The 12,938-nt window shown below is 35.3% G+C and carries 12 protein-coding genes; 3 read left to right on the top strand and 9 right to left on the bottom strand.

Annotated elements, in window-relative coordinates; translation table 11 throughout:
* Positions 1-4 precede the first annotated feature (4 nt).
* Positions 5-1,654, top strand: coding sequence for an ABC transporter permease (locus tag DYE60_RS02180; RefSeq protein ID WP_115315002.1), 1,650 nt, complete (start codon positions 5-7; stop codon positions 1,652-1,654).
* Position 1,655: 1 nt separating this feature from the next.
* Complete coding sequence (locus tag DYE60_RS02175) at positions 1,656-2,663, top strand: ABC transporter ATP-binding protein (protein ID WP_115315001.1); 1,008 nt, start codon at positions 1,656-1,658, stop codon at positions 2,661-2,663.
* A gap of 93 nt (positions 2,664-2,756) precedes the next feature.
* Here DYE60_RS02175 and DYE60_RS02170 read toward each other — a convergent pair whose 3' ends face one another.
* Together DYE60_RS02170 and recB are read right to left on the bottom strand one after the other, a co-directional pair.
* Positions 2,757-3,053 (bottom strand): YbaN family protein, encoded by a 297-nt coding sequence (locus DYE60_RS02170; protein ID WP_115315000.1) that lies wholly within the window; start codon positions 3,051-3,053, stop codon positions 2,757-2,759.
* 231 nt (positions 3,054-3,284) lie between these two features.
* Positions 3,285-6,836: an exodeoxyribonuclease V subunit beta gene (gene recB, locus DYE60_RS02165; RefSeq protein ID WP_115314999.1), complete on the bottom strand. Its 3,552-nt coding sequence runs from the start codon at positions 6,834-6,836 to the stop codon at positions 3,285-3,287.
* Between the two features lie 163 nt (positions 6,837-6,999).
* Here recB and DYE60_RS02160 point away from each other — a divergent pair, with 163 nt between their 5' ends.
* Entirely contained in the window at positions 7,000-7,497 is a 498-nt protein-coding gene (locus DYE60_RS02160) for a hypothetical protein (RefSeq protein WP_218563609.1), read from the top strand.
* A gap of 123 nt (positions 7,498-7,620) precedes the next feature.
* Here the strand turns inward: DYE60_RS02160 and rnt are convergent, their stop codons facing one another.
* The 7 genes from rnt to DYE60_RS02125 form a co-directional block, all read right to left on the bottom strand.
* Complete coding sequence (rnt, locus tag DYE60_RS02155) at positions 7,621-8,307, bottom strand: ribonuclease T (RefSeq protein ID WP_115314998.1); 687 nt, start codon at positions 8,305-8,307, stop codon at positions 7,621-7,623.
* Positions 8,308-8,352: 45 nt separating this feature from the next.
* Positions 8,353-9,111 carry a 3-deoxy-manno-octulosonate cytidylyltransferase gene (gene kdsB, locus DYE60_RS02150; RefSeq protein WP_115314997.1) on the bottom strand — a complete coding sequence of 253 codons (759 nt, stop codon included), beginning with the start codon at positions 9,109-9,111 and terminating at the stop codon, positions 8,353-8,355.
* Positions 9,111-9,284 carry a Trm112 family protein gene (locus DYE60_RS02145; protein WP_115314996.1) on the bottom strand — a complete coding sequence of 58 codons (174 nt, stop codon included), beginning with the start codon at positions 9,282-9,284 and terminating at the stop codon, positions 9,111-9,113. Before DYE60_RS02145 ends, kdsB begins: the two co-directional genes overlap by 1 nt.
* Positions 9,277-10,266 (bottom strand): tetraacyldisaccharide 4'-kinase, encoded by a 990-nt coding sequence (gene lpxK / locus DYE60_RS02140; protein WP_115314995.1) that lies wholly within the window; start codon positions 10,264-10,266, stop codon positions 9,277-9,279. Before lpxK ends, DYE60_RS02145 begins: the two co-directional genes overlap by 8 nt.
* A gap of 60 nt (positions 10,267-10,326) precedes the next feature.
* A complete protein-coding gene (gene clpX / locus DYE60_RS02135; protein ID WP_115314994.1) occupies positions 10,327-11,580 on the bottom strand; it encodes an ATP-dependent protease ATP-binding subunit ClpX in 1,254 nt (417 codons plus the stop codon).
* A complete protein-coding gene (clpP, locus tag DYE60_RS02130; RefSeq protein ID WP_115314993.1) occupies positions 11,580-12,185 on the bottom strand; it encodes an ATP-dependent Clp endopeptidase proteolytic subunit ClpP in 606 nt (201 codons plus the stop codon). Before clpP ends, clpX begins: the two co-directional genes overlap by 1 nt.
* A 212-nt stretch (positions 12,186-12,397) precedes the next feature.
* Positions 12,398-12,865, bottom strand: a complete 468-nt coding sequence (locus DYE60_RS02125) for an Lrp/AsnC family transcriptional regulator (protein WP_115314992.1) — start codon at positions 12,863-12,865, stop codon at positions 12,398-12,400.
* Positions 12,866-12,938: the final 73 nt, after the last annotated feature.

Genomic DNA, 12,938 nt, shown 5'->3' with positions numbered 1-12,938 from the left:
GGTTATGAAGACCCATTTTATTTGGAAATTAGTTACTTTTATTATCACTATCATCGTGTTATTGCCATTATTGGCCATTATCTATCACTCATTTAATGGTGAAATAGAAAATCTAATTCATTTATGGAATACTACTCTTGGTACTTACGTTATAAACTCAGCTTTACTCGTATCTGGCACGGTTGCCTTTGCCCTTTTTTTTGCACTTCCTTCTGCTTGGTTAGTTTCTAATTATCAATTTAAGGGCAAACAATCCTTACAATGGTTGTTATGTTTACCACTTTCAATCCCAGCTTATATCAGTGCTTATATTTATACCGATCTATTAGACTACTCTGGTGAGATACAAACCTTATTACGAAATATTTTTGACTGGCAAAATGCCCAAGATTATTGGTTTCCACAAGCAAGGACAATGTATGGTGCGTGCTTTATTTTAGCTCTCGTACTTTATCCTTACATCTTCTTGGTTGTACGAGTCGCATTGCTTGAACAATCAGAAAACTTATTACAAAGTGCCAAAATATTAGGTGCAAATAGAATCAAAACCTTTTTAAAAGTAACATTTCCACTGTGTCGTTCAGCGATTGTCGTCGGTATATCCTTAGTTGCAATGGAAACTTTAGGTGATTTTGGTACAGTCTCTTATTTTGCTGTACCTACCTTAACTACCGCAATTTATGATTCTTGGCTAGGCTTTGGCGACTTTGGTACAGCTAGCCGAATTGCTGTTTTTATGCTATTGATCATTTTTATATTTATTAGTATAGAAAATTATAGTCGCCGTAAACAAAAAATTTATCAACGTGGCTATGAGCAAAAAGTACAACAAAAACAATTACGTGGCAAAGGATTGTTCTTTGCTTATTTATGGTGTGGTACATTACTCAGCCTTGCCTTTTTTATTCCTTTTGGGCGTTTAATTTATTGGACATTCCATTATTTTGAACAATCTTGGAATTCAGGTTTTTTAGAATTTGCCCAAAATAGCCTAAAAGTATCTATTATCGCCTCAATCATCGCAGTAATACTCACATTGATTCTTCATTTTACAGCTCGTTTTTCACAAAAAAATAAATTGGAGCAAGGGTTTTCACGCCTTTCATTACAAATATCCTCTCTCGGCTATGCAATACCTGGAACAGTATTAGCCATCGGCTTACTCGCCATTTTAACAACAGCCGATCACCAATTACACGGATTCCTAAAATCACTCGGATTAGCTCCTGTTGGGCTTATCTTTTCAGGATCAATTTTTGCCTTAATTATCGCTTATGTCATTCGATTTTTAGCAATGGCCATTGGTGGAATTGAAAATTCATTGAGTAAAATATCCCCCTCATTAGATATGGCAAGCCAAACGATGGGAAAAAATGGAATAAAAATGCTCACTAAAATTCACTTCCCTTTAATATCCAAAGGAATTATTACCGCAGGGTTAATGGTTTTTATTGAATGTATGAAAGAGCTGAATGCCTCACTACTTTTACGACCGTTTAATTTTGAAACCTTAGCGACTTATTTATTTAATTTAACATCAACAGAACAGTTAGAAGAAGCAGCTTTATCTGCTGTAATATTAGTGATTATTGGTATAATCCCAGTAATTTGGCTAACTCGTTCTCTTATTTCTCAATCACAAAAAGAGCGTTAATATGACATTGCTTGATATTCAACATTTAAGTACTGAATTTGGTACGACAAAAGTCTTAAAAGATCTCAGTTTACAACTAAAATCAGATGAAATCATTTGTCTATTAGGTGCAAGTGGCTGTGGAAAGACAACACTCCTCAAAGCAATTGCGGGGTTAATTGAAATTAAACAAGGGACAATCACATTAGCAGAGCAAGATTTAACACGAATTGCTGTTGAAAAGCGTCAAATCGGCTTTATTTTTCAAGATTATGCTCTTTTCCCCCATCTAACTGTCGCAGAAAATATTCAATTTGGACTAGAAAAACAGTCACAAAAAGAAAAACAATCTATCACAGAAGAAATTCTTAACACAGTAAAATTGCAAGAATTTGGAAAACGCTACCCTTATGAATTATCTGGCGGTCAACAACAGCGTGTTGCTATCGCTCGTTCACTGGTTTGTAACCCTAAATTACTTCTTCTTGATGAACCTTTTTCAAATATTGATACCCAAACTCGCTACGAAATGATTGATGAAATTAAAGCATTACTAAAAAGTCAGAATGTACCAGCTATTTTTGTTACTCATAATAAAGAAGAAGCCTTTGCGTTTGCAGATCGTATTGCCATTATGGATCAAGGAAAAATAATTCAATATGAAGAACCAACAACTCTTTATAATAAACCAACAAATAAATTCGTTGCTGATTTTTTAGGAGAAACCAATTATTTAGATTGTGACGTTTTAGATACACATCGTTTAAACAGCCCACTTGGGCAAGATTATTTTGAGCATATTCCTTATATAAAAGGTAAATATCAATGGCTTATTCGCCCAGAACAAATTGCAATAAACATCAATTCACAGGGACAAGGCAAAGTAACAAAAAAATTATTTTTAGGACAACAATATCGCTATAACATTGCAATAAATGACTTAAATATAACCGCTTATCATCGCCAAAATATTCCGATTGGCACTGCTGTTGATATAGGTTTTATCGGTAATGAAGTTGTATTACTTTAAACTTTCACTTTGAATCTTATTCAGACAATTCTGCCAATAGAAATAAAAAAAATGCCTAAAAAAATTTAGGCATTAAATTAAAAAGAAGGGAGTTTATAAAAATTTGTAAGCTAACATACCACAACTAAATGTGATCATCACCGTCATCATTACTTTCGCATAAGTCGGGATCGTTTTATTTTCTTGCCAATCTCTGATCGGTTTTCCTAAAATTCGATGATTGAACAGCCAAGAATGAAAACGTTCTGAACTACGAGAGAAACAGAATAAAGCAAGTAATACAAAAGGTGTTGTTGGCATTAAAGGTAAAATTGCACCTATCACCCCTAGTGCAACACAAATCCAACCTGATACAAAAAAGAGTATTCTTTTAATGTTATATTTAGTCATAAATGACGATTTCCTTATATCTCAATATCCGACACATTATAGCGAATAATTCTCATTTAATCATTAAAAATATTAAAATGCATCACATACATTTAAACACATCCGCATATGTATATATTTCTAACTAGGTTGAAAATAAATGATTATAAGATAACTTATTGTATCTATTTTATATTTTCTAAAAATGTAGCATTAAGCGGTAATATTTTTATAAGATTTTGCAAAATCAATTTACCCAAAAAGTAAATCCATATTTTCTATCAATTCTTTGCTTGGCTTATCAAAAAACACCCCATTTTGTGCTTTTCCGTTCATTGCACGCAAGAATAAATAGCCCACGCCACCAAAATCTCGCTCATAATCGTAATCTTCTAAGCGAGATTTTAAATAGCGGTGAACCGATAACGTGTAAAGTAAATACTGCAAATCATAGCGATATTGCCCCATCACACGTGCTAAATTTTGAGCAGAATAATCTTCTTCAAATTGCCCTAAGAAATTCGATTTATAATCAAAGAGATAAAATTTTCCGTCCACTTTCACAAGACAATCAATAAAACCACGCACAAAACCTTTTATTTGTGGCAAGGATAACGGCGGTAGATCCTTTAATTTGGCGTATTTTTTAATTAAGCGGTTTAATTCAGGCAAGGCATTACCATTTTTTAAGCGTAAATAAAACTGCAATTCATTTAAGCGTTGGGCATTTGGAATTTGGTTTAACGCAAAACCTTGCTCGGTTAACGGCGTGGCTAAAATCTGATCAAACCATTGTGTGGTTGGCTCAATCCACTGCTCGTCTAAATGCAACTGCTCACATAATTTCGCCACTTTCTCACATTCGATCGGTTGCGTAAAATCACAATGTTCAAAAAAGCTGTGTAAAATCGTCCCCACTTTGGTGCTGTGTGGGAAGGTAAAGGCGGAATAACGCTGTGCCGTTTCCTCATCAATATCAGAATGCACCATATTTTGATAGTCGTAATCTTGTACCTGTTCTTCTTTTTGCTCGTCTTGCCATTGATGATAAGAATGCAACGCACTAAAACTGGTTACTCGTCCATCAAATTTGATTTTTTGGGTAAACTGTTTTGCTTGTAAATTTGGAACGATTTCTTTGCGAGAAACCCAATCACAAGCGGGTGGATTTTGTGCTAAATTTACCAATTCGCCCGCAAGCTGTTTTTTCTCTAATAACGTCGTGGTTGGCAATAATTCAATATCGCTCGCCGTTTCCCCTATCTCGCCATTGCTCAATAAATACGCCATTGCATTCCAGCTATTTTTACCCTTGAACTGCTGTGGCAAAATAAAATTGATTTGAAAAACGGCACGTGTAATCGCCACATAAAGCAGGCGTAATTCTTCCGCAAGCTCTTCTTTTGCAATGGCATTTTTGATCTCATCAGAGGCATTTTCAAAAACCCATTGTTGCTGATTATGTTGATCTCGATAAATCACTTGATCCATTTTTGGCTTAACAAGTCGCCCCACAAAAGGCAACCAAACCACAGGATATTCCAACCCTTTTGAGCCGTGAAAGGTAATAATTTTAATCAATTTCTGTTCCGTTTCTAAACGCAACACCTGATCTTCTTGATGTTCAAGGGCATTTTCTAGCTGAGTTTCATACCAACGCACTAACGCCGTTTCATTTTCCAAACTTGGCATCGCATTTTGTAGCAGTTCCGCCAAATGCAATAAATTGGTAATTTTACGATCCGCATTATCCGTATTTCGCAATTTTGCAATCAATTCTTCCTTGATAAAAATATGGTGTAACATCGGTAACACGCCCTGTTTGAGCCAAATTTCATTATAGTGAGCAAATTTTTCCAACCAATTATCCCACTGCATTTCATCATTTTTTAACTCAAATAATTCACTGGCACTAAACTGCCACAACGCCGTTCCTAGCGAGGTTAAAATCGCTTTTTGATTGGTAAAATGTAAGCACGCATAGAGTAAAAATAGAATTTGTTGTGCCTCGTCCGATTTATAAACGCTGTTTTTTTCAGACAGATACACCGATTGAATATTACGGTCTTTCAGAGCTTGTTGAATACGCTCTGCCTGACTTGCACTTCGTACCAAAATAGCAATATCTTGTGCTTGAAGCGGCAACTTTTGATCGTCTTTTTGCAAATATAATTTGCCCTCTTCGGCTAATTTTAATTGCTGTTGAATTTCACTCGCACAATGCTCAGCACACAACGTCAAATCAAATTCTTCTTGTAATAAATAGCGTACATTTTCCTGTCCTAGCAACGCTTGCCCTTTCTCTTTAAACGCCACAGGTTGAAAGCGAATATCCTGATAAATAAAAGGGCTAATATCATTTTTAAAATCAAAAAGATGATTCGTTTCCGTAACCACGTTGGGCAACGAACGCCAGTTTCTCTCTAAGGTCGCGGTTTCATCAGCTTGCTGGGACGCTTTAAGGTAAGTAAAAATATCCGCCCCACGGAATTTATAGATAGATTGCTTTGGATCGCCAATCATTATAAACCCTTGATTTTGTACATTTTTATCCATGAAAATCGCACTAAACACTTGATATTGTGCAAGGTTGGTATCTTGGAATTCATCAATCATCGCAAAAGGATAAAGCTGGCGAATTTGCGTTGCCAATTTTTGCCCTTTTTCACTTTGCAAAGCAAGATTCAACTCATTCGTAAAATCACTAAAATTTCGTTCTTTGTGGGTACGCTTATAATTGGCTAACTTTTGGCGTAGCGTGAATAAAAATTTTAATTCTAAAATAATGCCCTGTTGCTTAAATAACGGCTCAAATTCTTGCTGATAAGCGGTCAAATATTTTTCATTTTTTACAAAAAATTCACTGTATAGCGGATCTTTTCCTTTTGCGGTTTTCTCATTGATATAAAACTGACAAAAACGATCAAAATGCTCGGGCATTCCTGTCGTCTTTGAATTCGCCCAACTGTCCATTTTGGCAACCCAAGAATTGACATAACGCACCTGATAAGAACGTCCATTTAATGATTTTTTGGTACCTTTATCCAAATCATCATAAAGCAACTGAGCCATTTCTTGTCCATTCTCACACCAATGCTGTTTAACTTCCGTTAAAAAATCATTATATTTTAATAAGTTATCATTTAAACGGCTATCTAATTGCATTTTTTGTGTTTCAGATAATGAAGGTAAGCTATCATTTAGTTGCGAACGAATTTTCTTTAAAATGGCTTGTGGTGATTGTAAATTGCTTAGAATAAAATCCGCCTCAATTTCTGTACAAGAATAGAACAACTCACGCCATACATCTTCGCTCAAACGGGTTAATAATTCCGTTTCATCGGGCTGTAATTCAATATCAAATCGCATTCCTGAATCAAACGCAAAGCTTGATAACATTTTTTGACAAAAACTATCAATGGTAAAAATGCTTGCCACATCAATATCTTGCTCGGCAATGCGTAATCGCAACAATGCAGATGCAAGCTGATTTTCAATATTTTGGTAAATTTCCCATAAAAAATCATCGCTTGTTAATGCTTCACACGCCCCTTTCTCACTATATTCCTGAAAATATTTTGACACTTCCGCCACCTTCACACGAATACGATCTCGCAATTCTTGGGTTGCCGCACGCGTAAAAGTTACCACCAAAATTTGCTCCACTGTCAAAGGCTGACAGCCCACACCGAGCAACAATCGCAGATAAAGATTCACCATTGTATAGGTTTTACCCGTACCAGCAGACGCCTCAATTAAAGCGACTTTATTTAAAAGAAGTGAGATAGGATCAAGCGTTTTCATAAGCAACCATTTTTGTTTAATAAGCGGTGGTATTTTATAGAAAATTTGCGGATTTTTATAGGAAAAATAATTTTTGAATTTTGAATTTTAATTTGGGGGAATAGCCTATTTAAGTAACACTAAAAAATAATTTTTAATCATCTATAACTTTGGAGATTCTATTATGAAATATAACAAAACTATTGAACAAATCAAAAATAGAAAAATGGCTCGCTCAGAGTTAGCAAGACTAAAAGTTAATACTGAAAATATATATAAAAAAGGAGATTTAGATGCTAAATATGTCATCAACACAATTGATTCAATAATACCTACCGATACTCATATTGTATTTATGGAATTTTGTCCCAATGCAAATGTCCATAATCGACGTGATATTAGGTGGCGTTCAAAAGGAATATGTGAATTTGATTTTTTTAAAAGTCAAAAGCAACTGAAAAAATTTTACAGTGTATGTAAAGGAGATTTAGTTATATTAAAGAAAAGAGAAAAATTTGGAAAAACAATGAAGCTATATGGTTATGGACGAGTAATAGCTATTGCTTACGATGAATATAACGTTAGATATCTAAAAATACAGTGGTCTTCCCAAGAAGAAATTATTGAAGTTCCATTGATGGGATGTAATTCAACTGTTGATATAAAAAATAGACTTTATTGAAGAACAAATGCCAGAAAAATTTTACTCTTGGTTAAATACATAATAATTGCTATTAGTTTACATAGAAAATAACTTAAATCGACTTCATTCTCAACATTTCAAAATTGAGAATGAAGTAAACAACTACTCTCCTTTAACCACAGGGAAACCGCCTAACTCTTTAAATTTATTAACCATTTTGCAAAAGAGTTCAGTGGTAATTTCAGTGTCGTATAACGCACCGTGAGCTTGTTTATTATCAAAAGGAATACCTGCCATTTGGCACGCTTTTACTAGCACGGTTTGTCCGTACACAAAACCTGCCAAAGTTGCTGTGTCGAATAGAGCGAAAGGGTGGAATGGATCACGTTTAGCACCGATACGTTTGACGGCTTGTTGGATAAATGCCTGATCAAAAGTCGCATTATGTGCCACAATCACAGCACGCTGACAGCCTTGCTCTTTCATTGCTTTACGGATCATTTTGAACATTTCAGGAATGGCAATAACTTCTGCCACAGCACCACGATTTTCATCTTCAAGATCAATACCGTTGATTTTTAATGAATCAGGGTTGATATTTGCTCCTTCAAAAGGTTTGATATGAAAATGACATTTTTGGTCAGGGACTAAATAGCCATTTTCATCCATTTTTACAGTAATCGCTGCCACTTCAAGTAGTGCATCCGTTTGAGCGTTTAAGCCTGCGGTTTCTACATCAATCACTACAGGAAGATAGCCACGAAAACGGTGTTTAAGTAAATTATAATCAATGGTTTCTGTTTGTGTTTCTTGCTGTTGTTCTGGTTGTTTTTGATTGTTTTCTGTCATTATGTTGTCTATTTTATAAATTTTTATGGATTAACGAGATAGAGTTTAATTTTTAGCTAAAATTTCTCTTACCTTATCTAAATCCTCTTGGGTATCTACGCCAACTTCTGGAGCCTGTTTGGCTAATGCTAAATGGATTTTTTCACCATACCATAAAGCTCTTAGTTGCTCTAAAGATTCTAACTGTTCCAATTGAGTTGGTTGCCAGTTTACATACTGTTTAATAAAGCCAGCTCGGTAGGCATAAATACCAATGTGGCGGATATAATTTTGTTGTGCCACAAATTCATCATCGCAATCTGCAAAAAAATCACGTGCGTAAGGGATTGATGCACGAGAGAAGTAGAGAGCAAAGCCGTCTTTATCCGTTAATGCTTTCACCACGTTTGGATTAAATAATTCTTCTTTGGTGGTTAATTTAACCCCTAGTGTTGCCATATTACTTTTTGATTTGATTAAGTTTTCTGCTACTTGATTGATAATCACAGGGGGAATTAAAGGCTCATCGCCCTGTACATTCACGATCACTTCATCATCAGTGATCGCCATTTTTTCAATCACTTCGGCAAGACGTTCCGTCCCTGAATTATGATGTTCTGAGGTTAAACACACTTCCGCCCCAAAACGTTCAGCAACTTGTTGAATTTCACTGTGATCGGTGGCAATAATGACACGATCTGCACCCGCTTGGATAGCTTGTTGCCAAGTGTGCTGAATCATCGGTTTACCACAGATATCTAATAATGGCTTGCGAGGTAAACGGCTAGAAGCATAGCGCGCTGGGATTATAACGGTAAATTTCATTACTTATTTTCCTCTAATGGCAAGCCACTTTCAGGCAACAAAACAGCAATGCCATTTTCTATCGGATAAGCTAACTGCTGTTCGTTACAAATTAGACGGTTGTTCTCTTTATCCCACACTAATTTTGCATTACAGTTTGGGCAAGCAAGATTATTTAATAATTTCTCATTCATTTTCTATTCCTAATTTTTGTAAAATTGGACCAAGTAATTGTTTGGTTGAAATTTCAGAAAAAGTCGCGTTAATTGGCACAAAAAACCAATTATCTTCGGCGAACGTACGGCATTTTACAGCATCTTTTTCTGTCATCAATAAAATTTCATTCTGTTTTGCTAGCGGATTTAATTGCTCTTTTGAGTAAGCTTGATGATCCGCAAAGCTGTGACAAGCGGTCAAATTAAAGCCTAAATTTGCAAGCATATTAAAAAAGCGTGGTGGAAATCCTATGCCCGCCATTGCAACACATTGTTGCTGTGCTAATTCACTTAATGCTACTTTTTCATTGGTTTTAACATTGATTGCATATTCCGTAGATAAAGTCATTTTATGCTCATTATCTTGGGTAATTCCCCCATTACAAATTAACGCATTCACTGACTTTAAGCGGCTTGGTAATTCTCGTAATCCCCCTGCTGGCAATACAAATCCGTTTCCAAAACGACGCTCACCATCGATCACCACCCATTCAAAATCACGCTGTAATTTATAATGTTGTAAGCCATCATCAGCAATAATTAAATCTAATGAATAAGTTTTTAAAAGTAATTCAATGCTTTGCTGACGATTTGGCGAAATTGCAAGTGGTACACCTGTGCGTTGTACAATTAAAACAGGCTCATCGCCAACTTGTTCCGCTGAGCTTTGAGCAGTCACCAGTTGAGGATATTCTTTGGTTGAACCACCGTAACCACGAGAAATCACACCTACTTTAATGCCTTTTTGTTGTAATTGTTCCACTAACCAAATAACAAGTGGTGTTTTACCATTTCCACCGACACTAATATTCCCGACGATTAAAATAGGCACTGGTGAGCGGTAAGATTTTAAGTAGTTTTTGCAAAAAAGTGTGCGACGAATGGTACTGATAATATAAAACAGTAGAGAAAGAGGGGATAAAAGCCAAGTAATAACTGAGCGAGTTTGCCAAATTTTCATTTTAATAAATTTATGTGGTTATGATAACGACAGGGCAAGCCCTGTCGTCATAAATATTGGTTAATCAATTTTTGGTTTATCGCCTTTTTCAATACAATTTTTACCCACTGTAACTTTAGATTTATTTTCCAAAGAAGGTAGGCTATACATAGTATCAAGCAATAATTCTTCAACAATTGAACGTAATCCCCTTGCACCTGTTTTGCGATCCATTGCTTTTTTAGCAATCGCAAGCAGAGCATCACGGGTGAATTTAAGCTCAACATTTTCCATTTGAAGAAGGGCTTGATATTGTTTGATAATCGCATTTTTAGGCTCAGTTAGAATCTGAACTAAGGCTTTTTCATCTAATTCTTCTAGTGGCGTAACCACAGGTAAACGACCGATAAGCTCAGGGATTAAACCAAATTTAACCAAATCTTCTGGCTCAACTTGTTTAAATAATTCCGTTAATGCTTGACGATCTTTATCTTTTTTCAGTTCCGCTTTGAAACCGATTCCACCTTTTTGATTTGAACGTTGCTCAATGATTTTATCCAAACCAGCAAACGCACCACCACAAATAAATAAGATTTTTGAGGTATCAACAGGGATAGTTTCTTGTTGTGGATGTTTGCGTCCACCTTGTGGATTGATATTCGCAACGGTTCCTTCTATCAATTTAAGTAACGCTTGTTGCACACCTTCGCCTGAAACATCACGAGTTAATGACGGATTCTCAGATTTACGGGTAATTTTATCGATCTCATCAATAAAAATAATACCACGTTCAGCTTGCTCTACATCGTAATCACAGCTCATCAATAATTTTTGAATCACATTCTCAACGTCTTCCCCAACATAGCCAGCTTGAGTCAGCGTTGTTGCGTCGGCAACCGCAAAAGGTACATTTAAACGGCGTGCCATTGTTTCCGCGAGTAATGTTTTACCACAACCAGTTGGACCAATAAATAAAATATTACTTTTTCCTAATTCTACACCATCGGTTTCTTTATTATCATTTAATGCGTTGCGTAAACGTTTATAGTGATTATAAACTGCGACAGAAAGTACTTTTTTAGCGTGTTCCTGACCGATCACATAATCATCCAAATGCGCGTGAATTTCTTTTGGGGTTGGGATATTTTCAAAAAATGCTTCTTTTTTCTCATCTTTTTCATCAATTAACGGTTCATCATTCCCATTTAATAATGCATAAGACTCTTCGATACATTCACTACAAATATGCCCCTCAGGACCTGCAACTAAGGCATCTACTTCATTTTTTTGCTTACCACAAAAGCTACAATGTGGCATTTTTCCAAATTCTGCCATTATTTATTTCCTCGAGTGGTGACCACTTCATCCACAAGTCCATATTTTTGAGCCGCTTCCGCCGACATAAAATTATCACGATCAGTGTCTTTTTCGATCACAGAAAGTGGCTGTCCCGTATGTTCACTCAAACGCTCATTTAAGGTTTGTTTAATGTGTAAAATTTCTTGGGCGTGAATTTGAATATCTGACGCTTGTCCTCTAAATCCACCTAATGGTTGATGAATCATTACACGAGCGTGCGGTAATGCAAAACGCTTACCTTTTTTACCTGCTGAAAGTAAAAATGCACCCATAGAACAAGCCTGACCGATACACACCGTGCTGACATCAGGTTTAATGAAATTCATTGTATCAAAAATTGCCATACCAGCCGTTACTGATCCACCCGGTGAATTGATATAAATACTGATATCTTTTTCAGGATCTTCTGACTCTAAAAATAATAATTGTGCAACAATCAAATTAGCCATATTATCTTCAACTTCACCACTTAAAAAAATGATACGCTCTTTTAATAAACGTGAATAAATATCAAAGGCTCTCTCGCCTTTTGAAGTTTGCTCGACCACTGTTGGTACAAGTGCATTGTTAGGAATTATCATTATTTTTCCTTTGTTATAAATTGATAAAAACGCATCATTTTAACAGAATTCAGCAAGGAATAAAATTGGTTAAAGATCTCTATTCGATTAAATCTAGAATTAGACAGTTAGACATCATCCTGTTATCTAGGCTAGTCAAAAGGAAATCCCGCAATACAAAAATGCTTTTGCTTCAACAAGTTCAATCATACATCATAATCTTTCTAATTTTATTAAAGGGGTAATTCCGTAGAATGTTTAATCGTATTTAAAATAATTTCTGATTTGATATTTTTAATACCAATATCTTTATTTAGATAATTTACTTTTAATTTATTAAATTCTTCTAAATCAGAAACAAACACTTTCAGAATAAAATCATAATCGCCTGCCATAAGATGACACTCTGCAATTTGGGGAAGTAGTTTCATTTCAAAAATAAAACGTTCTCTTTTTTTATAATCTTCTTCAAAAAAGGAACCAAGAACATAAATCATAAAATTACAATTTATTTTGGAAGGATTAAGCAAAGCAACATAGCGATCAATAATACCTTTTTCTTCTAGGATATTCACTCGCCGTAAACAAGCTGAATTTGATAATCCAACTTCTTCAGCAAGCTCAGTATTTTGTAAACGTCCATTTCGTTGCAATGCTCGTAAAATACGAGTATCAATATTATCTAATTTTTCGTTTTTCATATAAGTCTCAATATGTTAAATAAAGCACAATTTACTACTTACGAATAAAAGGTTACTTTTACCCTCAACAGAT

Origin of the sequence: Phocoenobacter uteri (genome assembly GCF_900454895.1) — a bacterium.
In the GTDB taxonomy this organism is placed as follows: domain Bacteria; phylum Pseudomonadota; class Gammaproteobacteria; order Enterobacterales; family Pasteurellaceae; genus Phocoenobacter; species Phocoenobacter uteri.
The sequence above is the reverse complement of the archived record's forward strand: the minus strand, read 5'-3'. Positions and strand labels throughout refer to the sequence as shown.